At 66.4% G+C, this 19,923-nt stretch carries 18 protein-coding genes and 1 pseudogene; 9 read left to right on the top strand and 10 right to left on the bottom strand.

Annotated elements, in window-relative coordinates; genetic code table 11:
* The first annotated feature begins 67 nt into the window (after positions 1–67).
* From ACZY0R_RS27700 to loiP, 5 genes are all read left to right on the top strand, one after another.
* The gene (locus ACZY0R_RS27700) at positions 68–1,810 is read left to right on the top strand and encodes a thiamine pyrophosphate-binding protein (protein WP_488866217.1); all 1,743 of its coding nucleotides are present in this window, start codon (positions 68–70) and stop codon (positions 1,808–1,810) included.
* Between the two features lie 66 nt (positions 1,811–1,876).
* Positions 1,877–2,374 (top strand): ribonuclease E activity regulator RraA, encoded by a 498-nt coding sequence (gene rraA / locus ACZY0R_RS27695; RefSeq protein ID WP_488862889.1) that lies wholly within the window; start codon positions 1,877–1,879, stop codon positions 2,372–2,374.
* 2 nt (positions 2,375–2,376) lie between these two features.
* The gene (locus tag ACZY0R_RS27690; RefSeq protein ID WP_488862887.1) at positions 2,377–2,796 is read left to right on the top strand and encodes a gamma-glutamylcyclotransferase family protein; all 420 of its coding nucleotides are present in this window, start codon (positions 2,377–2,379) and stop codon (positions 2,794–2,796) included.
* Positions 2,797–3,226: 430 nt separating this feature from the next.
* Positions 3,227–4,522: an isocitrate lyase gene (gene aceA / locus ACZY0R_RS27685; RefSeq protein WP_045241535.1), complete on the top strand. Its 1,296-nt coding sequence runs from the start codon at positions 3,227–3,229 to the stop codon at positions 4,520–4,522.
* 360 nt (positions 4,523–4,882) lie between these two features.
* Entirely contained in the window at positions 4,883–5,635 is a 753-nt protein-coding gene (gene loiP / locus ACZY0R_RS27680; RefSeq protein WP_488862885.1) for a metalloprotease LoiP, read from the top strand.
* A 116-nt stretch (positions 5,636–5,751) separates the two neighbouring features.
* Here the strand turns inward: loiP and ACZY0R_RS27675 are convergent, their stop codons facing one another.
* Positions 5,752–6,186: a universal stress protein gene (locus tag ACZY0R_RS27675; protein WP_035864994.1), complete on the bottom strand. Its 435-nt coding sequence runs from the start codon at positions 6,184–6,186 to the stop codon at positions 5,752–5,754.
* Positions 6,187–6,297: 111 nt separating this feature from the next.
* Positions 6,298–7,248 carry a LysR family transcriptional regulator gene (locus ACZY0R_RS27670; RefSeq protein WP_441634659.1) on the bottom strand — a complete coding sequence of 317 codons (951 nt, stop codon included), beginning with the start codon at positions 7,246–7,248 and terminating at the stop codon, positions 6,298–6,300.
* A 242-nt stretch (positions 7,249–7,490) separates the two neighbouring features.
* Between ACZY0R_RS27670 and ACZY0R_RS27665 the strand changes: the two genes are divergently transcribed.
* Positions 7,491–8,192 carry a haloacid dehalogenase type II gene (locus tag ACZY0R_RS27665; RefSeq protein WP_045241533.1) on the top strand — a complete coding sequence of 234 codons (702 nt, stop codon included), beginning with the start codon at positions 7,491–7,493 and terminating at the stop codon, positions 8,190–8,192.
* Between the two features lie 43 nt (positions 8,193–8,235).
* Positions 8,236–9,822 (top strand): malate synthase A, encoded by a 1,587-nt coding sequence (gene aceB / locus ACZY0R_RS27660; protein WP_488862882.1) that lies wholly within the window; start codon positions 8,236–8,238, stop codon positions 9,820–9,822.
* A 325-nt stretch (positions 9,823–10,147) separates the two neighbouring features.
* On the opposite strand, the gene ACZY0R_RS27655 is transcribed toward aceB, so the two are convergent.
* The 7 genes and pseudogenes from ACZY0R_RS27655 to ACZY0R_RS27625 all read right to left on the bottom strand — a co-directional run bounded on the left by ACZY0R_RS27655 (position 10,148) and on the right by ACZY0R_RS27625 (position 17,419).
* Positions 10,148–11,521 carry an LLM class flavin-dependent oxidoreductase gene (locus ACZY0R_RS27655; protein ID WP_488862880.1) on the bottom strand — a complete coding sequence of 458 codons (1,374 nt, stop codon included), beginning with the start codon at positions 11,519–11,521 and terminating at the stop codon, positions 10,148–10,150.
* Positions 11,522–11,560: 39 nt separating this feature from the next.
* The gene (locus ACZY0R_RS27650; RefSeq protein WP_488862878.1) at positions 11,561–12,916 is read right to left on the bottom strand and encodes an LLM class flavin-dependent oxidoreductase; all 1,356 of its coding nucleotides are present in this window, start codon (positions 12,914–12,916) and stop codon (positions 11,561–11,563) included.
* Positions 12,913–14,160 carry an acyl-CoA dehydrogenase family protein gene (locus tag ACZY0R_RS27645; protein ID WP_488862876.1) on the bottom strand — a complete coding sequence of 416 codons (1,248 nt, stop codon included), beginning with the start codon at positions 14,158–14,160 and terminating at the stop codon, positions 12,913–12,915. The genes ACZY0R_RS27650 and ACZY0R_RS27645 overlap by 4 nt, the downstream gene beginning before the upstream one ends.
* 22 nt (positions 14,161–14,182) lie before the next feature.
* Positions 14,183–14,514 (bottom strand): annotated as a pseudogene (locus ACZY0R_RS27640) (DUF3088 domain-containing protein).
* Positions 14,515–14,560: 46 nt separating this feature from the next.
* Positions 14,561–15,748, bottom strand: a complete 1,188-nt coding sequence (locus ACZY0R_RS27635; protein ID WP_488862874.1) for an acyl-CoA dehydrogenase family protein — start codon at positions 15,746–15,748, stop codon at positions 14,561–14,563.
* Between the two features lie 310 nt (positions 15,749–16,058).
* Positions 16,059–16,490: a VOC family protein gene (locus ACZY0R_RS27630; RefSeq protein WP_488862872.1), complete on the bottom strand. Its 432-nt coding sequence runs from the start codon at positions 16,488–16,490 to the stop codon at positions 16,059–16,061.
* A 200-nt stretch (positions 16,491–16,690) separates the two neighbouring features.
* Positions 16,691–17,419, bottom strand: a complete 729-nt coding sequence (locus ACZY0R_RS27625) for an SGNH/GDSL hydrolase family protein (RefSeq protein ID WP_488862870.1) — start codon at positions 17,417–17,419, stop codon at positions 16,691–16,693.
* 153 nt (positions 17,420–17,572) lie between these two features.
* Between ACZY0R_RS27625 and ACZY0R_RS27620 the strand changes: the two genes are divergently transcribed.
* Both ACZY0R_RS27620 and ACZY0R_RS27615 read left to right on the top strand, forming a co-directional pair.
* Positions 17,573–18,043 (top strand): SRPBCC family protein, encoded by a 471-nt coding sequence (locus ACZY0R_RS27620; protein ID WP_045241579.1) that lies wholly within the window; start codon positions 17,573–17,575, stop codon positions 18,041–18,043.
* Positions 18,040–19,518, top strand: coding sequence for a DHA2 family efflux MFS transporter permease subunit (locus tag ACZY0R_RS27615; RefSeq protein WP_488862868.1), 1,479 nt, complete (start codon positions 18,040–18,042; stop codon positions 19,516–19,518). Before ACZY0R_RS27620 ends, ACZY0R_RS27615 begins: the two co-directional genes overlap by 4 nt.
* A 24-nt stretch (positions 19,519–19,542) precedes the next feature.
* Here ACZY0R_RS27615 and ACZY0R_RS27610 read toward each other — a convergent pair whose 3' ends face one another.
* Positions 19,543–19,812, bottom strand: coding sequence for an acyl-CoA-binding protein (locus ACZY0R_RS27610; RefSeq protein ID WP_488862866.1), 270 nt, complete (start codon positions 19,810–19,812; stop codon positions 19,543–19,545).
* Positions 19,813–19,923: the final 111 nt, after the last annotated feature.

Below are 19,923 nucleotides of genomic sequence, written 5' to 3'. Positions count from 1 at the left end.
CCCTGTGCTGTTACCGAATTCCTGATCCACGGTTCCGCACGGAACCATCAACTTGTCCGCCGCCCCCATGGTCAATCCTGCCGCCACGCCGTCCCATGCCGCCCCCGACGGGGTACCGCTGCTCCAGCAGGGCGGCCATATCCTGGTCGATGCGCTGCTGGCGCACGGCGCCGAGCTGGCGTTCGGCGTCCCGGGCGAGAGCTACCTGGCGGTGCTCGACGGCTTCCATGCGCGGCGCGACCGCCTGCGCTTCGTGATCTGCCGGCAGGAAGGGGGCGCGGCGGTCATGGCCGAAGCCTACGGCAAGCTGACCGGGCAGCCCGGCCTGGCGTTCTGCACGCGCGGCCCCGGCGCCACCAATGCCAGCATCGGCGTCCATACGGCGTACCAGGATTCCACGCCGATGATTCTCTTCATCGGCCAGGTCGGCGGCGATTTCGCCGATCGCGAGGCCTTCCAGGAGATCGACTACCGCCGCATGTTCGGCCAGATGGCCAAGTGGGTGGCGCAGATCGAGCGGGCCGAGCGGATTCCCGAATACATCGCGCGCGCTTACCAGACCGCTACCTCAGGCAGGCCCGGCCCCGTGGTCCTGGCGCTGCCGGAGGACATGCTGACCCAGCAGGTTGCCGTGACGCAGCTGGCGCACTACCAGCGCGTCATGAGTTGGCCGGGCGAGGGCGATCTGGCCCGCCTGGCCAGTATGCTGGCCAGCGCCGAGCGGCCTTTCGTGATCGCCGGCGGCAGCGGCTGGACCCCCGAGGCCTGCCAGGACCTGCAGCATTTTGCCGAGCGCTTCCAGTTGCCGGTGGGCTGCGCCTTTCGCTCCCAGGACCTGTTCGACAGCCGCCACGCCAGCTATGCGGGCGATGTCGGTATCGGCATCAACCCGCAACTGGCCGAACGCATCCGCGCTGCCGACCTGGTGCTTGCCATCGGCCCGAGGCTGGGCGAGATGACCACCGGGGGCTATGCGCTGCTGGCCGCGCCGCGGCCGGCGCAGGCCCTGATCCATGTCCATGCGGGCGCCGAGGAACTGGGCAGCGTCTACCAGGCCGACCTGATGGTGCAGGCCTCTATGCCGGCCATCGCGAAACGGCTGGCCCAGCTTGATGCCCCCGCCACGCCGCGCTGGCAGGCATGGACCGCCGCGGCGCACGCCGATTACGAAGCCTACCTGGCACCGCCGCCCTATACCGGGCAGGGCGTGGACATGGCCGCCATCGTGCGCACGCTGGATACCGTGCTGCCGGCCGATGCCGTGGTGACCAACGGCGCGGGCAACTACGCTAGCTGGCTGCACCGCTATTTCCGCTATCGCCCCTTTGCCGGCGGCGGCCGCGGCCAGCTTGCGCCGACCAGCGGCGCCATGGGCTACGGGGTGCCCGCGGCAGTGGGTGCCAAGATCGCCTTTCCAGGGCGCACGGTGGTGGCGCTGGCCGGGGATGGCTGCTTCCTGATGAATGGCCAGGAACTCGCCACGGCGATGCAGTATGGCGCAGCCGTGCTCATCATCGTCGTCAACAACGGCATGTACGGCACCATCCGCATGCACCAGGAGCGGGAGTATCCCGGCCATGTGAGCGGCACCGAACTGCACAACCCGGATTTCGCCGCGCTGGCGCGGGCTTATGGCGCGCGTGGCGCCGTCGTGACCCGCAACGAAGAGTTCGAGCCGGCCTTGCGCGAGGCGCTGGCCGCACCGGTTGCCAGCCTGATCGAGATCCGCATCGATCCGGAACAGATCACGCCGCGCACCACGCTGCAGGCCATTCGCGACCAGGCGCTGGCCGCGCGGGGCGCGTCCTGAGGCAGGCCGCCATCGCCTCGTCTCGTCTAACCTGTTTTTTCCACCTTTCTGATCTGGGAATTCTTCATGAGCTTTGCTACCACCGATCTGTGCGACGCCAATGAGGCACGGCTGGCCGACGGCTCGCTGCGCGTGATGGCGCCGGTATTCCGCCATTTCGGCAAACGCGCCGCGTTTTCCGGCCCGGCCGCCACGCTGAAGCTGTTCGAGGACAATTCGCTGGTGCGCGAAGCGCTCGAGTCGCCCGGCAACGGCCGCGTGCTGGTGGTGGACGGCGGCGGCTCGCTGCGCTGCGCGCTGGTGGGCGGAAACCTTGGCGTGCTGGCGGAGAAAAACGGCTGGGCCGGCATCATCGTCAATGGCTGCGTGCGCGACAGCGCTGAGCTTGCGGTCTGCGATATCGGCGTGCGCGCCCTGGCCCTGCATCCGCAGAAAAGCCAGAAGCGCAATGTGGGCGAGCGCGAGGTCACGGTGCAGATGCCCGGCGCCGTGGTGCGGCCCGGCAACTGGATCTATGCCGACGCCGACGGCGTGCTGGTGGCGGACAGCAAGCTGGAGGGCTGAGCATGCCGGTGGTATTTGTCTACGGCACCCTGCGCGCGGGCGAAGTCAACGACCTCAACGCGGCCGCGCGCAAGCACGGCATTGCCGCGCCGCGCCTGCTCGGCGGCGCCACCGTGCCGGGCCGGCTCTATGACTTCGGCACCTATCCCGGCCTGGTGCTGGATGCAGGCGCCCCCGGCGTGGCTGGCGATTTGTACGAGGTGGATGCCGCCCTGGTGCCGGTGCTCGACGAAATCGAAGAGGTTTATCCGGGCCAGGCCTCGCTGTTCGCTCGCGAGGAGCGGCTGGTGACAGTTGGCGGCCAGGCCGTGCGCTGCCTGCTGTACCCGGTGGGGGAGGACGCGGTGGCGGGTTTGCCGCGCATTGCCTCCGGGGACTGGGTGGCTTACCGGCGTGAGCGCGAGGCAAATCCGCGTGCGTAGGACCGCACGGGCGGTGCTGGATGCGTTCCGCCTTGGGCAGCATCGCGGCCGGCACTGCCGGCCGTTCGTTTTTCACAATGCGGAAAGGTGTTTTGCGCGGCAAAAAATGTAGATGCGAGGCACAACTGCCATTTCTCATGATGGAAAACAGCTTGCCGCATCGTGAAATATGTTGCGTAAGTTATTGATTAAAAATAATAAAAAAACTCAGCAACGACTGCATTCCGTGCTGTTGCGACGCGGGACGTTTCCCTACACTCTTATATAAGACACATGACCTGAAGCGTGAAAAACAGGGGTGGCGAGGCAGCAGGACCCGGCCTCCAAACCGTCCCCCGAAGCGCGCCGGTCTGCAAGTTCGGCACCGTGGTCCGGCAAGCCTGTCGCAAGTTTCTTATGCCATACCCGTCTTAATCACTAGGAGAGTGAAATGTCCCGCGAAACCGAAGCAAAGAATCTGCAAAAGGAATGGGATACCAACCCCCGCTGGAAGGGCGTCGCGCGTCACTACACCGCCGATGACGTTGTGCGCCTGCGCGGCTCCGTGCAGATCGAGCATACCCTGGCCCGCCGCGGTGCCGAAAAGCTGTGGCACCTGCTGAACACCGAGCCGTTCGTCAATACGCTGGGCGCGCTGACGGGCAACCAGGCCATGCAACAGGTAAAGGCTGGCCTCAAGGCCATCTACCTGTCGGGCTGGCAAGTCGCTGGCGACGCCAACCTGGCCGGCGAAATGTATCCCGACCAGTCGCTGTACCCGGCCAACTCGGTGCCGCAAGTGGTCCGCCGCATCAACAACACCTTCCAGCGCGCCGACCAGATCCAGTGGAGCGAAGGCAAGGGCGACACCGACTACTTCGCGCCCATCGTGGCCGATGCCGAAGCCGGTTTCGGCGGCGTGCTGAACGCCTTCGAACTGATGAAGTCCATGATCGACGCTGGCGCAGCCGGCGTTCACTTCGAAGACCAGCTGGCTTCGGTCAAGAAGTGCGGCCACATGGGTGGCAAGGTGCTGGTGCCGACGCGTGAAGCCGTTGCCAAGCTGACCGCCGCGCGCCTGGCTGCCGACGTGTCCGGCGTGCCGACCCTGGTGATCGCCCGTACCGACGCTGAAGCCGCCGACCTGCTGACCTCCGACGTGGACGAGCGCGATCGCCCGTTCTGCACCGGTGAGCGCACGGTGGAAGGCTTCTACCGCACCAAGCCCGGCATCGAGCAATCGATCTCCCGCGCCCTGGCCTACGCGGAAGTGGCCGACCTGGTGTGGTGCGAAACCGGCAAGCCGGACCTGGAATTCGCCAAGAAGTTTGCCGAAGCCGTCCACGCCAAGTTCCCTGGCAAGCTGCTGGCCTACAACTGCTCGCCGTCGTTCAACTGGAAGAAGAACCTGGACGACGCCACCATCGCCAAGTTCCAGAAGGAACTGGGCGCCATGGGCTACAAGTTCCAGTTCATCACGCTGGCTGGCTTCCACTCGCTGAACTACTCGATGTTCAACCTGGCCTATGGCTATGCCCGCAACCAGATGACCGCCTTCGTCGAACTGCAGGAAAACGAGTTCAAGGCGGCCGAGAAGGGCTTCACCGCCGTCAAGCACCAGCGCGAAGTCGGCACCGGCTACTTCGACGCAGTGACCCAGACCATCGAAGGCGGCCAGTCGTCGACTACCGCGCTCAAGGGTTCGACCGAAGACGAACAGTTCTTCGACGACAAGAAAGTGGCCTGATGTTTCGGATCTTCGGATCTTCAGATCCATAGCTGGTCACCTGGAGGGCGTGCGACCATCACGCCCTTCATTTAGGCGCCGCGCCGTGTCTCTCTCGGGGACGGCGCGGTTTTTTGCTTTCTGGCGTCTGGTGGACGCCCGGACCGGCTGGGGAGACGTGGCCGGGGTGTGAGAAATGTCAAAAATTGTATCTGTAGCGATTAAGACATATACAGTTCACTTGGAATGATTTCAGCGATATGATTTCGCCCGTGTGTCAAAAGAGGCACACAGCAGGGTCGCCGGTTAGTCGCCGGCGCATATCCATAAAGATCACTGGCGGCAATCCAGCCGGTGCACATTCCAAGAAGAAAACCAAGCATGAAGCACAAATTCTCCCTGGCGGCCATCGCCGGTCTTTCCGCCATTCTGGTCGGCTGCGCCGGCACCAATGTCGACGGCATGATGGGTGCCGGCACGTCGCTGTTCAAGGCGGCCTCCCTGAGCGACGGCGACGTCAAGACCATGTCCGACCAGTCGTGCGCCGAGCTCGACAGCACCAACAAGATTGCTGCGCCCAGCAGCAACTACGCCAAGCGCCTGACCAAGATCATGGCCGGCGTGCAGTCGGCCGGCGTGCCGAACGTCAATGCCAAGGTCTACCTGACCAAGGACGTCAACGCCTGGGCCATGGCAAACGGCTGCGTGCGCGTGTACAGCGGCCTGATGGACATGATGACTGACGACGAAGTGCGCGGCGTGGTTGGCCACGAACTGGGTCACGTGGCCCTGGGCCACACCAAGAACAAGATGCAGGTGGCATACGCCGCCATGGCGGCGCGCGGCGCGCTGGCCGCCAGCGGCAATGGCGCCGTGGCTGCCTTGTCGGCCTCGCAACTGGGCGAACTGGGCGAGCAGCTGATCAACGCGCAATTCTCGCAAACGCAGGAGAGCGCCGCCGACGACTACTCGTTCGACCTGCTGACCAAGAACAAGGCCAATACCCGCGGCCTGGTCTCGGCGTTCCAGAAGCTGGCCAAGCTGGACGGCGGCAAGTCGAGCATGTTCTCGTCGCACCCGGGCTCGGAAGACCGCGCCAGGCATATCGAAGACCGCATCAAGTCGGCCAGCTGATCTCAACCGGCGCAGCCGGTTGGACGGAAGGACGGAAGGATGAAAAGGCTGGCTGCCCCGACGGGCAGCCAGCCTTTTTGAATTCCACCGCCTCATGCCATGGTGCGTGCCGGCGCTCAGCGATACACGATGACCGGAATGTCTGTGTGCGTGAGCACCTTCTGTGTTTCGCTGCCCAGCAACAGGCCGGAGAGCCCGCGCCTGCCATGCGATGCCATGAAGATCACATCGCAGCCATGGCGCTCGGCCGCGTCGATGATGCCCAGGTAGGGCACGGCAAAGGTGCTCATGTCGGCGTCAAAGCTAATGCCGTCGGCCCTGGCTGCGGTTTCCACTTCCTTCAGGTACAGCTTGGCCTGGCTTTCGATGCGGTCCTTGAAGGCCTGGGGCGCTTCCACCACGATCTCGCTGAAGGGCGTGTAGGGATATTCCTCCAGGCAGACATAGGCGGTGACCCGCGCATTGATCGTCTTGGCCAGTTCCAGCGCGCCGTCGATGGCTTTCTTGGACAGCTCCGAACCGTCGGTGGGTAGCAGGATGTGCTTGAACATGCTGGACTCCTTAGGGACGCGGTTTAACGGGTGGTGGGGGGCAGGCCGCACGGCACCTGTCGGATTTCATTGTAGGCAGGGGTGGCTCATGCGTCATTGCCTTATATCAAATTACTGATTGACCGCCAGTTGCTGCCTGGCGGCGGAAGCTTGTTCCGCGCGCCGCCAGTACGCCGGATTCCCGTAGGTGTTCTTCAGGTGGTCGATAAACAGCCGCACGCGCAGCGGCAAGTGCTTGCGCTGCGGAAAGACCGCATGGATGCCGATCGGCGGCGCCTGGAACTCATCCAGCACGGTGACCAGCCGGCCACTCGCGATCTCTTGCCCCACCTCCCACCATGAGCGCCAGGCCAGCCCGTGGCCTTGCAGGCACCAGGCGTGCAGCACCGCGCCATCGGAACATTCCATGGTGCCGCCTACCTTGACGGTGAGGGGGCGTCCTTCCTGCTGGAAGGCCCAGCCGCGCTGCACATTGGCGCTGGCGCCGAAGGCCAGGCAATTGTGGCGGGTCAGGTCCTCGGGCAGGGCGGGTACGCCGTGGCGCGACAGGTAATTGGGAGAGGCCACCACCACGCGCCGGTTCTCGGCCAGGCGGATCGAGACCAGGCTGGAATCGGGCAGGTCGCCCAGGCGGATGGCGCAGTCGAAGCCCTCGTTGACCAGGTCGACCACGCGGTCGGACAGGTCCAGGGTAATGGTCACATCCGGATGCGACTCGATGAACAGCGGCACCAGCGGCGCCACATGCTTGCGTCCGTAGCCAGCCGGCGCGGTCACGCGCAGGTGGCCGCTGGCCTTGACGCCGCCGGCCGAGACGCTGGCTTCGGCGTTGTGCAGATCGTTGAGGATGCGCTGGCAGTCTTCCAGGAACGCCGAGCCCTCGAAGGTCAGGCTGATCTTGCGGGTGGTGCGCAGCAGCAGCTTGACGCCCAGGCGCTCTTCCAGCGCATCGATGCGGCGCCCGATGATGGCAGGTGCCACACCCTCTGCCGCCGCCGCCGCCGACAGGCTGCCGCGCGCGGCCACGGAGACGAACGTCTCCAATTGCTTGAAATGATCCACAGTATTCGCCAGTTTTGTGCCTCATGCCACCCAAAAATCAGGGGGTTTGAAGCAATGGGGTGGATTTGGTGCCTATTCTTTACAGCGTTCGCAAAGATTAGTGGGGTAAAAGTAAAAGATCAAGTGACCCGGGCCGACTTTGCCGCACCGCAACGCCTCCCTACAATGCATGCATTCATTGGTGTACAGGCCCACGCAATGCGCTGGCCTGCCGGGTTTGCCCAGGGGAACCGCTTCAGCTCATGCAAAAGATCCGCGCAGTCGTCTTCGACGCCTACGGCACGCTGTTCGACGTGTATTCCGTCACCGCGCGCGCGGAGCAATTGTTTCCGGGCAAGGGCGAAGCGCTGGCGCTGCTGTGGCGCGAGCGGCAGATCGACTACACCCGCATCCGCTCGCTGGCCGCTCCCGACGGCGCATACTACAAGCCGTTCTGGGCGATCACGGTGGACGCGCTGCGCTATGCCGCCGAGCGCCTGCAACTGGTGCTGAACCCCGCCGCGGAGGCGCAGCTGCTCAAGGAATATGCCTGCCTGTCTGCCTTCCCGGAGAACCTCGGGGCGCTCAAGCGCCTGCGGGCCGCCGGGCTGCCGCTGGGCATCCTGTCCAACGGCAATCCCGAGATGCTGGACATCTCGGTCAAGAGCGCCGGCATGCACGGGCTGTTCGACCACGTGCTGTCGGTGGATGCGGTGCGCATGTACAAGACCGCGCCTGACGCCTACGCGCTGGGCCCCAAGGCCTTCGGCGTACCGGCCGGGGAAATCCTCTTCGTCTCGTCCAACGGCTGGGACGCTTGCGGCGCCACCTGGTACGGCTACACCACGTTCTGGATCAATCGTGCCGGCCATCCGGCGGAGCAGCTCGATGTGAGCCCCTCCGGCACCGGGCACGACATGAACGACCTGCTCGAATTCGCCCGCACCCGCGGTGCGGCGGTTTGACAGCGGGCACCCTAAACAAACCATCGATCACAGGAGAACACTGATGGCCATCACGCTGCCTGCGGGCATGAAGATTACCGGCGAAATCCTGCCGGCCTACGAAGATATCCTCACGCCGGCGGCCCTGGCCCTGGTGGACAAACTGCATCGCGCCTTCGAGCCGCGCCGCCAGCAACTGCTGGCTGCCCGCGTCGAGCGCACCAAGCGCCTGGACGCCGGCGAACTGCCCGACTTCCTGCCGGAAACCAAGAGCGTGCGCGAAGGCGACTGGAAGGTCGCGCCGGTGCCCGCCGCGCTGCATTGCCGCCGCGTGGAAATCACCGGCCCGGTCGAAGCCAAGATGGTCATCAACGCGTTCAACTCCGGCGCGGACAGCTACATGACCGACTTCGAGGACTCCAACACCCCCAACTGGCACAACCAGTTGCAGGGTCAGGTCAACCTCAAGGCCGCCGTGCGCCGCACCCTCACGCTGGACTCCAACGGCAAGCACTACAAGCTGGGCGACAAGATCGCCACGCTGCAAGTGCGCCCGCGCGGCTGGCACCTGGACGAAAAGCACGTCACCATCGACGGCCAGCGCGTCTCCGGCGGCATCTTCGATTTCGCGCTGTTCCTGTTCCATAACGCCAAGGAACAGATCGCACGCGGCGCCGGCCCGTTCTTCTATCTGCCGAAGATGGAAAGCCACCTCGAAGCCCGTCTGTGGAACGACGTCTTCGTCATGGCCCAGAACGAAATCGGCCTGCCGCAAGGCACCGTCAAGGCGACCGTGCTGATCGAAACGATCCTGGCCGCCTTCGAGATGGAAGAAATCCTGTATGAACTGCGCGAGCACAGCGCTGGCCTGAACGCCGGCCGCTGGGACTACATCTTCTCGTGCATCAAGAAGTTCAAGGTTGACAAGAACTTCTGCCTGGCCGACCGCGCCAAGGTCACCATGACCTCGCCGTTCATGCGCTCGTACGCGCTGCTGCTGCTCAAGACCTGCCACAAGCGCGGCGCGCCCGCGATCGGCGGCATGAGCGCACTGATCCCGATCAAGAACGATCCGGAGAAGAACGCCATCGCCATGCAAGGCATCATCAACGACAAGAAGCGCGATGCCACCGACGGCTACGACGGCGGCTGGGTGGCTCACCCGGGCCTGGTCGAGCCGGCCATGAAGGAATTCGTGGCAGTGCTGGGCGACGCGCCCAACCAGTTCGGCAAGCAGCGCGACGACGTCAACGTGACCGCCAAGGACCTGCTGGACTTCCAGCCGGAAACCCCGATCACCGAAGCCGGCCTGCGCATGAACATCAACGTCGGCATCCACTACCTCGGCTCCTGGCTGGCCGGCAACGGCTGCGTGCCCATCCATAACCTGATGGAAGACGCCGCCACCGCCGAAATCTCGCGCTCGCAAGTGTGGCAGTGGATCCGCTCGCCCAAGGGCAAGCTGGAAGACGGCCGCAAGGTGACCGCAGAGATGGTGCGCGCGCTGATCCCGGAAGAACTGGCCAAGGTCAAGGCGTTCGTCGGTGGCGACACCAGGACCTATGACCGCGCCGGCGAAATCTTCGAACAGATGTCCACGTCGGAAGATTTTGCCGAGTTCCTGACGCTGCCGCTGTACGAGGAAATCTGATCGGGCCGTTGCAGTAGACTGGCCGGGGTTCTGCCCCGGCGTAAAAAACCCCGCAGCCACCCGCAGCCTGGTGCTGCGGGTTTTTTTATTGGTTCGCCCGGCTGGGCGCATCCGCTGCCGGTGGCGCTGGTTCGGCGGTCCGCCGCCCGCTGGCACATCCTCAGCGCTTATTGCATCGGCTTCACACTGTTCATCGGGTGTACGGTCTTCGTGTCGCAATGGATAGCAGCGCACTTGCCGTAGTGACGTGCTGCGGATCCGAGCAGGCGCAGCGTTTCACGCGCGAGGAAATCCGGATCGGATGCGGGGAGGGAGGATGTAGTGGTCATGCGGCAGCGGCAATGGTGGATGTGGCGGGTGAGGCGGCTGCGGGATGCGCGGGGCGCTTGAGGCCCAGGTGTTCGCGCAGCGTGCTGCCTGAGTACTCGGTACGGAACAGGCCGCGGCGGCGCAATTCCGGCAGCACCAGTGTGATGAAATCGGTGAGCCCGCCCGGCAATACCGGCGACATGATGTTGTAGCCGTCGGCGCCGAATTTCCGGAAGCGCTCTTCGAGCTGGTCCGCGATCTGAACGGGCGTGCCGACCAGTTGCCAGTGGCCGCGCGCGCCGGCCACGCGCTGGTAGAGCTGGCGGATGGTCAGGTTCTCGCGCCGTGCGAGATCGATCACCAGGCGCTGGCGGCTCTTGCTGGCGTTGGTCTCGGGCAGTTCGGGAATCGGCCCGTCGAGCGGATAGCCGGACAGGTCGAAACCGCCGCTCAGGCCCGCTACCAGCGCCAGCCCGACCACGGGGTCAATCAGCGATTGCAGTTGCTCGAATTTCTCCCGGGCTTCGCTCTCGCTTTCCGCCACGACCGGGAACACGCCGGGCAGGATCTTGAGATCGTCCGGTTCGCGGCCGTATCTGGCTAGCCGCCCCTTGACGTCGGCATAGAACGCCACCGCGTCCTCCACGGTCTGCTGCGCCGTGAACACAGCCTCACCGGTGCGGGCCGCCAGCTCCTTGCCGGCTTCCGACGAGCCAGCCTGCACCACGACCGGGTGGCCCTGCGGCGTCCGCGAAACGTTAAGCGGCCCCTGCACCGAGAAATGCTTGCCCTTGTGGCGCAGCACATGGCGCCGGGCCGGATCGTAGTAGCGCCCGCTGGCCTTGTCGCGCAGGAAGGCGTCGTCTTCCCAGCTGTTCCACAGGCCGGTGACCACGTCGGCAAATTCGGCGGCTCGCTCGTAGCGGTCGGCATGCGCCAGGTGGTGGTCGCGGTTGAAGTTGCGCGCTTCGTGCTCGCTCGACGATGTGACCAGGTTCCAGCCCGCGCGTCCGCCGGAGATGTGGTCCAGCGAGGCGAACTTGCGGGCCACGTGATATGGCTCGTTGAAGCTCGTCGACGCCGTGCCGACCAGGCCGATGCGCTCCGTCACCGCGCCCAATGCCGATAGCAGGGTGATGGGTTCGAACTGCGCCTGGTAGCTGTGCGCGGTGCGGCTGAGGAACTCGGTATCGTCGCCGCGCGTGCCCACGCCGTCGGCCAGGAAGATCAGGTCGAACTTCGCCGCCTCGGCGGCCTGCGCCAGCGCCACGTAATGCCTGAAGTCGATGCCGGCGTCGGCCTTGGCGTCGGGATGGCGCCAGGCGGCGATATGGTGGCCGCTGGGGTAAAGGAAGGCACCCAGGCTGAGGAAACCGCTACGTTGAGCCATGATGGATTGTCTCGCGTCTTGCTGATGTCAGTGTTGGTGTCAGGCCGCCTCGCGGGCGCTTTGCCGCCCTTGCGGCCGTGCCAGGCCCAGATGCTCGCGCAGCGTGCCGCCTTCGTACTCCGTGCGGAAGATGCCGCGCCGCTGCAGGATCGGTACCACGCCGTCGACAAAATCCTGCAGTCCGCCGGGCAATGCATCCGGCATCAGGTTGAAGCCGTCGGCCGCGCCGTGCCGGAACCAGTGCTCGATGTCGTCGGCGATCTGCTCCGGCGTGCCGACGATCACGCGGTGCCCGCCGCCGCCCGCCAGCTCGCGGATCAGTTCGCGCACGGTATAGCCGTGGCGCCGCGCCAGCGCGAGCGTGGCATTGAAGAAAGTATGGTTGCCGTTGCCATTGGCGGGCAGGGCGAGGCTGGCGGGCAGGCGTTCGTCGAGCTTGAGGCGGTCCGGCGTAATGCCCAGCGTGCCGGCCAGCCGCGTCAGGCTGTAGTCCCACGGGATCAGGTCGACCAGTTCGTCGCGCCGCCGGCGCGCCTGTGCTTCCGTTGCGCCGATGATGGTGGTCAGCCCCGCCAGCACCTGCACGGCATCGGGTCCGCGCCCCAGCGCCTGCGCGCGCGATTTCAGCTCGCGCCCGTAGGCCAGCGACTCCTCGAACGATTGCGAGGCCGAGAACACGGCTTCCGCGTGGCGCGCCGCAAGCTCGCGGCCGTCCGCGGAGCCGCCTGCCTGCACCACCACCGGATGGCCTTGCGGCGAACGCGGCAGGTTGAGCGGTCCTTGCACCGAGAAATGCTCGCCATGGTGCGCGATCGGCAGCACCTTGCCCGGGTCGACGAAGCGGCCCGATGTCTTGTCGCCGACGAAGGCATCGTCCTCCCAGCTGTCCCACAGCGCCTTGACGACCGCGGTGAACTCGGAAGCGCGCGCATAGCGCTGCGCGTGATCCGGCGCCGCGTCGCTCCCGAAGTTGCGCGCCGAGGGCGCGTCGGCGGTGGTGACCACATTCCATCCGGCGCGCCCGGCGCTCACGTGGTCCAGCGTGGCGAAACGCCGCGCGATGTTATAGGGCTCGTTGTAGCTGGTGGATGCCGTGCCGATCAGGCCGATATGCGTGGTCGCCGCCGCGATGCTCGCCAGCAGCACGGTCGGCTCCAGCGCGGTGATCGGGCGGAAGTGGATCTGGTCGACGATGGCGGCGTTATCGGCCAGGAAGACCGCGTCGAGCTTGCCAGCCTCGGCGATCTGCGCCACGCGGATGTAGTGCCGCACATCGGCGAAGGCGCCGGGGTCGCTCTCGGGCAGCCGCCAGGCCGACGGCACGAAACCCGAATGCAGGATGTTGATGTTGAGGTGAAGCTGGCGCGGCCGGCGCGATGCAAGGGATGCGCTCATTGGAATGTCCCCGGTTCCGGATGGCCTTCGCCGAGTACCCAGCGGCCTACATTGCGGGTCTTGTATTCCGACGGGTTGTGCAGCGTGTGGATGCGGGCGTTGCGCCAGAAGCGGTCCAGGCCAACCTTGCGCACCGCCGAGCGTGCGCCGGTGACTTCGAAGATCTCGCTGGAGACCTGCAAAGCGACTTCGCCGGCCAGCACATTGGCAGCCGCGATGGCGACGGCCGCTTCGCCGCGTTCGTCGGCGGTGAGCTTTTCCCCGCACGCCTGCACGCCGTCGAGCGCCGCCAGCGCGCGGTCGGCCAGCGCGGTGGCAGCCTGGGTCCTGACCCAGAGTTCGCCGTACTGGCGCCGCACCCAGGGATCGTCGACATGGCGCTCCACGCCCGAGTGGATCCACGGGCGCGACTGGTGCACGGTGTATTCGCGCCCGGCGCGCAGCGCGCCCTGGGCCGTGCCGATAAACACGTTGAGCAGTACGCTTTGCTGTTGCAGCGGCGTGACCGTGCGGTAGGGCTCGGGCGGCGCGCCGGTGGGATTCAGCGGCACGGGCTCGCCCAGCACCTCGTCCTGGTGCACGCGCACGCCGTGGTAGGTGACGCGGCCGCTGCCGGTCTGGCGCTGGCCGATGCCGTCCCAGTCATCCTCGATCACGATGCCCTCGCGGTCCGCGGGAATCGCGGCGAAGCGGCGCTCGCCGCTTTCGGCATCCTCCCAGGCAATTGCCAGGAAGTCGGCGACATGCGAGCCGGAGGTGAAGGGGCGGTAGCCGTCCAGCACGAACCACTCCCCGTCGCGCCGGCCAAACAGGCTGTTGGAAAAGCTGTTGGCGGTATTGCCCCAGAACCAGTTGCCCTCGATCGACCGGCGCCACAGGCTGGCCGCCTTCTCTGGTGCATTGCGCAAGCGCGGGCTCAGCAGGCTGCTGTAGTGATAGCCGAACAGATGGCCAAGCGAGCCATCCACCTGCGCGAACAGGCGTGTGATGCGCAGCACGGTCGACCAGGACTCGCCCTGGCCGCCATGCTCGCGCGGCAGCAGCAGCGCCAGCAGGCCGTGCTCCTTGAGCAAGCGGATCTGTGCCAGCGGTTTCCCGCCGGCCTGGTCGCGCGCGATGGCATCTTCGGCGAAGCGCTCGCGCAGTGCCACGGCGCGCGCGACGAAGGGGTTGCCGGTGTCGGGTTCGAACAGCGCGGGCGCTGCATCTTCCAGCGCGTGAAGGTAAGCGACGTTAGCGGTCATGATGGCGTTCCGGTTGGTGCGCTCAGTGCACCTTGGCAAAACCGTGGCGTTCGGCCAGCAGTTCGAGGATGCGGCGGCTGTCGGTGACGAAGCGCAGTTCGCCCATGGCTTGCGCATCGGCGGGTGCCGGCGCGGCGTCGCCCAGGACCAGCGCGGGCAGGCCCTGGTGCGCCTCGCCGAGCACGGCGATCACCGTCTGGCGCGGACGCGCGTGATGTCGAGACGCCCGGCCAGCGCCGGGTCCGAGGCCAGCAAGCCTTCGATGGCCAGGCAATGCGGGCAGACGTAGCGTTCGCCGGGTTGCTTGGGGTCGGTGAATCCGGGTTGCAGCAGGAACAGTCGGTCGCGGCTCATGGGAATCAATGGAATGAATCAATGGAATACCGGGTGATCGGTAAAGTCAGCGGTACACGGCAGGGGAGGGGAATTCGCCGGTGAGCAGCCATGTGCCCACCGTGCGTTTCTTGTATTCCGCCGGGTTGTGTAGCGTATGCGTGCGCACGTTGCGCCAGAAGCGGTCGAAGCCGTTGGCGTTGGTGGCCGAGCGCGCGCCCATGACCTCGAAGATCTCGCTGGAGACCGCCAGGCCGGTTTCCCCCGCGTACAGGTTGGCCGTGGCCAGTTCGATCGCCGCACGTCCACGCTGCTCCGGCGTCAGCGCCGGGCCATGGCGGTAGATCGCGTCCAGGCTGCGCGCGGCCCGGTCGGCCAGTTCCGTGGCCGCCAGCGTGCGGATGGCGAGTTCGCCGTACTTGCGCTGGACCCACGGGTCGTCGACATGGCGCGCCACGCCCGAGTGGATCCACGGGCGCGACTGCGTGGCGGTATAGGCACGGCCTTCGTCCAGCGCTCCCTGCGCCGTGCCGACGAACACATTGAGCAGCACGCTTTGCTGCAGCAGCGTGACCAGCGAGGCAAAGGGCGTCAGCGGATCGGCGGGCTGGCCCAGAAGTTCGTCGTCGCGCACCAGCACGCCATTGAAGGTGACGGTGCCGCTGCCGGTCTGGCGCTGGCCGATGCCATCCCAGTCATCCTCGATCACGATGCCGGCGCGTTCCGCCGGCACGACGCCCGTCAGTCGCTGGCCGAGTTCGTTTTCCCAGGCGACCTGGATCACGTCGGCCACATGCGTGCCGCTGGAGAAGGGCCGGAAGCCGGTGACTATCCAGCCATCGTTGCCGGGCGCGCGCCGGGCGCCGGAGGTCTTCGACAGGGCATTGCCCGAATTGCTCCATAGCCATTGCTGCTGCGCGGCCTCACGCAGGAGCCGGTCTTTCTGCTCCGGCGCGCCACGCGCCAGCACGGTATGCACGGGGAGGTGGTGGTATCCGAAGAGGTGGGCCAGCGAGCCATCGGTGCGCGCGAACTCGCGCACGACCCGCAGCAGCGACAGCCACGAAGCGCCGCCGCCGCCGTAAGCCGCCGGAATGCCGGCCGCCAGCAGGCCGCTTTCCTTGAGCAGGCGAATCTGCCTGATGGGCCGGCCGCCGGCTTTATCGCGCTGCGCGGCATCGGTATGGAAGGCCTCGCGCAGCACCACTGCGCGGGCGACAAAGGGATCGGTCAGATCCGGGCCGAAGGTGGACATGCTTGATTTGGCGAGGTGGACCGGCGGCGATGCGCCGGGCGGTCCGGTTGGGCCTGGAGCCCGCGGGAACAAGGCCGGCAGGTTGGCCGGCGACGTCCCTGGCAAGCTCAGCGTTGTCTTCTCGTTGTCGTCTCGTTGTTTGCACCGGAGACACGATAGAACAAGCTCGCCACGCCACCAACGAAGCAAACTGCGCTTGCATATCCACTTTTATGGATGGCGGCCCGCCGCGATGGCCACTCGCAGAAATTTCCTTGCGACAGTTCGGAAGGGGCTCGTGCCCCGGCGAACTGCACTTGCGGCAGAGCCGCTAGGCCGCCTCCACGGCTCGTTTCCCGTCCGTTGCAGCCCCATATCCTTCGCCCTTCCACTCGATGAAGCAGATGCCATGGCCGAAGGGATCGGACAGCATGGCTTGCCGGCCCCAGGCGAAATCCTGCGGCCAGTCCTCGAGTTCGGCGCCGGCTTCCAGCGCGCGCTCGATGGCGGTTTCGAGGTCTTCCACCACAAAGTCGAGATGTACCGGCATCGAGCGCCGGCGATAGTTGCGCCGTCCGTCGGCGCGTGTCCCGGGCGAGGCGCCTGGCGCTCCGGCGAGCAGGTAGATGGGCGTGGCGCCGCCCACCATTTCTGCCACGGTTCCGTCGAACAGCTTGCGCGCCAGGCGCAGTCCCAGGCCGCGCTGATAGAAGCCGATGCCGCGCGCGAGGTCGTCGACATCGATATTGACCAGCAATTGCATCGCTGCCTCCTGCTTAGATTGGGGCGATATCACTCCGGAGTGTTCCGCCTGCCGCCACGTGCGTGCCGGATGCGGATGGTGAGTCAAGCGTGAGTCAAGCGCTTGCCAGAACCCCCCCCGCTGAGTGAGGAGCGGATTGTGCGCCAACACTCCTGACAAATGCTGTCAGGAGTGTTGTAGCCGGCGCCCGGGGGCGGCCTTCAGGCGCGCGCCGGCGCCAGCAGCGCGGCCACGACGGGCGCCAGCGCATCGCCGAGCGCCATATGGTCGGCGGCATCAAGGTGCACGCCGTCGACCTCGCTGCTGCGGATCACCGTCCCGGTGTCGAACCAGTCGCAACCGCGGGCGCGGCAGACCTCCTCGAAGGCTTGCGCCAGCCCGGCGCATTTGTGCTCGCCGCCGGCGAACTTGGGCGCCAGCGGCCCGCGCGGCGTAGTGATGGGGGGCGGCACCAGCACCAGTACCGGCGGCACCGGCATGCCGGGTTCGATGGGCGCGCCGCGGATCGCGTCGAGCAGGGCGCCGATGCCTTGCGCGGCATGCCATGCATTGTGCGGGTGCATGGACTGGAAGTCGTTGCTGCCGAGCATCAGGATGACCAGGGCCAGCGGCGAATGCATTTCCATGCGCTGCGCCAGGCCCTGGATGCCGTTGCGGCCGGGTTTGAAGGGGTCGTCCCAGACCGTGCGGCGGCCGTTGAGGCAGTCTTCGAGCATGCGGACCCGGCGCAGGCCGCCGGCCGCGCCGTTCGCCACATTCAGGGCAAGCTCCAGGCGCCCTGGCCAGCGCACCGGCCAGGGCAGGCGCTGCCGCGTTCCCGGCACGATGCCCCACGACAGCGAGTCGGCATAGACCAGTACCTGGAGCGGGTCGGCGTACGCGCTGTCGAGGGGGGAGGGAGCGGCAGCGGACAGCGGGGGATGGCTCATGGGCATTCTCCGGGGCGGGCAGGACTGGCGGGAAGCGTCGGGAAAAGCCGCATTGGCAGCTTTGCGACATGGTTCCGGGCGCGGAAGTTTTGCTGCGAACCTTGGCTCGGAAACCCTCATAATATCGGCTAACAATAGATCGGGAGAGTGAAGTTGCGTTTCGAGCACCTGGTGGAGATCAACGATCCACGAAATATCCAGTTGGACATGCTTACGCCGGAGCAGCTCTGGCAAGGGCTGGTGCTGCGCAGTGCCGAGCCCGAGCTGTTTGTGATGGGGCTGGACCGCGCGGAAATCGTGGAACGGGGCGACGACTGGGTCGAGCGCAAGCTGCACTTCGGCAAGGCCACGATCCGCGACCGCGTGGTCTTCGAGCGGCGCCGCGTGGTGCGCTATGAAACCGCTCCCACGGACGAACACGCAGGCGGCACCCTGACCATGGCGATCGAGACGCCGGGCCCTGGCGCGCTGCTGCTGCGCTTTATCTACGAGACCACCATGCCCGCGGTGGACGACAGCGGCGACGACCGTTACGCCGAGATCGTCAAGTCGGCCTACCATGAGGCGGACCTCGACACCGTGCGCAAAATTCGCGAACTGGCGGCCCTCGGGCGGCTGGGGTGAGCGGGCAGCCTTCGTCGCCTGCCTCTGGCGGGCAGCCGGGCGGGCCGACCCGGGAATCGCTGCGGGCGCGCTATGGCAGCCGCCTGCGCTGGCTGGTGCTGCTCACGCTGATGCTGGGGACGGTTTCGTCGATCGTGTCGTCGACCATCGTCAACGTGGCCATTCCGGACCTGAGCCGGCATTTCGTGCTGGGGCAGGAGCGCGCGCAATGGGTGGCGGCCAGCTTCATGATCGCCATGACGCTGTCGATGCTGCTGACCCCCTGGCTGCTCAACCGCTATGGCCTGCGCCGCACCTTCCTGGGCAGCCTGTTGCTGCTGGGCGCGGGCGGGCTGGTTGGCGGATTCTCACCGACTTACGGCGTGATGATCGCCATGCGGGCGGCCGAGGGCATTGCCGCGGGGATTCTGCAGCCGCTGCCGAATATCCTGATCCTGCGGGTGTTCGAGGAGCGCGAGCAGGGCAAGGCGATCAGCCTGTTCGGCTTCGGCGTGGTGTTGGCGCCGGCGCTGGGGCCGAGCCTGGGTGGCTTCCTGGTGGAGGCCTTCGGCTGGCGCTCGATCTTCTTCGTGGTGGTGCCGCTGACGCTGATCGGGCTGTGGATGGCGCGGCGCTTCATGGCGGTGGACTCCGCCATGATGGGCGAGCGCAAGCCGCTCGACTGGCAGGGCCTGGGGCTGGCCGGCATTGCCACCGTCAGCTTGCTCAACGGGCTGGTGCAGATGCGTGAAAGCCTGCCGGCCGGGCTGGCGCTGGCCGGCTTCGGGGTACTCATGCTGGTGGTGTTCGTGCTGTGGCAGTTGCGCGCCGCCCATCCGCTGATGAATATGCGCCTGTACAGCTACCAGCAGTTCGCGGCCGGGGCGGTGGTGGCGTTCATCTACGGCGCGGGGCTGTTCGGGTCCACCTACCTGCTGCCGGTCTATATGCAGTTGGCGCTGGCCTATACGCCGTCGCGCGCCGGCCTGGTGCTGTTGCCTGCGGGCATCGCGCTGGCCTTGACCATCGCCGCGTCTGGACGCCTGTCCAATCGCGTCGCGCCGCATTGGCAGGTGTCCTTAGGCCTCGCGCTGCTGGCGGCTTCCTTCCTGCTGATGGCGATGGGCAACAAGGCCACGCCTTACCTGCTGCTGGTGGGGTTTGCGATACTCGGCCGCATCGGGCTGGGCTGCATCCTGCCTTCGCTGACATTGGGTGCGATGCGCGGCGTGGATTATTCGCTGATCGCGCAGGGCTCCAGCTGTATCAACTTCCTGCGGCAACTGGGTGGCGCCATCGGCGTGAGCCTGGCCGGGGTGGGGCTGCAATGGCGGCTGGCGGCGCAGGGCGCGGTGCTCGGCCCGGAAGGCGACGCCGCCGCGCGCATCCGCGCCTTCGACGAGACCTTCCTCGCGGTGGGACTGGTGATCGCCACCGCGATCCTGGCGGCCTGGCGGATCCGGCCAAGGCCGCTGTCCGACGCGGCGCAGGCCTAGGGGAACCGGGGGGGCGGTCCGGCTTCAGGCGGTGGTGCCGCTGAGCAGCTCCTCCACCAGCGCGATGTATTTTTCCCTGGCGTCGTCCTGGGCCGTGCCCTTGAGCGTCTCCCAGGCCTCGAACTTGTAGCGGCCGACGAAATCGGTCATGCCCGGCTTGTCGCCGTGGGCGTCGCCCTCGCTGCCTTGCTTGAACAGCGCATACAGGCGCAGCAGGGTCATGTTGCTGGGGCGCTCGGTCAGTTGCTTGACGTCGAGCTGGGCTTGGGCGAAGCGTGCCTGCAGATCGCTCATGGGATTCTCCTGGGTGGGTTTGAAGGGGAAGCGTTGGGGGACAAAGCGCGTGAGCCGCGATGATAGCGCCCGCCACCGTGCGTTGGCGCTGAAAGAAACCGAAGAACACTT

This window comes from Cupriavidus sp. F041, assembly GCF_057814235.1.
This window is presented reverse-complemented; position numbering and strand designations above follow the sequence as displayed.

Excerpts from the sequence above, each read along its gene's own strand:
- ACZY0R_RS27700 (WP_488866217.1), top strand. The coding sequence starts at position 68 with ATGGTCAATCCTGCCGCCACGCCGTCCCATGCCGCCCCCGACGGGGTA.
- rraA (WP_488862889.1), top strand. The coding sequence starts at position 1,877 with ATGAGCTTTGCTACCACCGATCTGTGCGACGCCAATGAGGCACGGCTG.
- ACZY0R_RS27690 (WP_488862887.1), top strand. The coding sequence starts at position 2,377 with ATGCCGGTGGTATTTGTCTACGGCACCCTGCGCGCGGGCGAAGTCAAC.
- aceA (WP_045241535.1), top strand. The coding sequence starts at position 3,227 with ATGTCCCGCGAAACCGAAGCAAAGAATCTGCAAAAGGAATGGGATACC.
- loiP (WP_488862885.1), top strand. The coding sequence starts at position 4,883 with ATGAAGCACAAATTCTCCCTGGCGGCCATCGCCGGTCTTTCCGCCATT.
- ACZY0R_RS27675 (WP_035864994.1), bottom strand. The coding sequence starts at position 6,186 with ATGTTCAAGCACATCCTGCTACCCACCGACGGTTCGGAGCTGTCCAAG.
- ACZY0R_RS27665 (WP_045241533.1), top strand. The coding sequence starts at position 7,491 with ATGCAAAAGATCCGCGCAGTCGTCTTCGACGCCTACGGCACGCTGTTC.
- aceB (WP_488862882.1), top strand. The coding sequence starts at position 8,236 with ATGGCCATCACGCTGCCTGCGGGCATGAAGATTACCGGCGAAATCCTG.
- ACZY0R_RS27655 (WP_488862880.1), bottom strand. The coding sequence starts at position 11,521 with ATGGCTCAACGTAGCGGTTTCCTCAGCCTGGGTGCCTTCCTTTACCCC.
- ACZY0R_RS27650 (WP_488862878.1), bottom strand. The coding sequence starts at position 12,916 with ATGAGCGCATCCCTTGCATCGCGCCGGCCGCGCCAGCTTCACCTCAAC.
- ACZY0R_RS27645 (WP_488862876.1), bottom strand. The coding sequence starts at position 14,160 with ATGACCGCTAACGTCGCTTACCTTCACGCGCTGGAAGATGCAGCGCCC.
- ACZY0R_RS27635 (WP_488862874.1), bottom strand. The coding sequence starts at position 15,748 with ATGTCCACCTTCGGCCCGGATCTGACCGATCCCTTTGTCGCCCGCGCA.
- ACZY0R_RS27630 (WP_488862872.1), bottom strand. The coding sequence starts at position 16,490 with ATGCAATTGCTGGTCAATATCGATGTCGACGACCTCGCGCGCGGCATC.
- ACZY0R_RS27625 (WP_488862870.1), bottom strand. The coding sequence starts at position 17,419 with ATGAGCCATCCCCCGCTGTCCGCTGCCGCTCCCTCCCCCCTCGACAGC.
- ACZY0R_RS27610 (WP_488862866.1), bottom strand. The coding sequence starts at position 19,812 with ATGAGCGATCTGCAGGCACGCTTCGCCCAAGCCCAGCTCGACGTCAAG.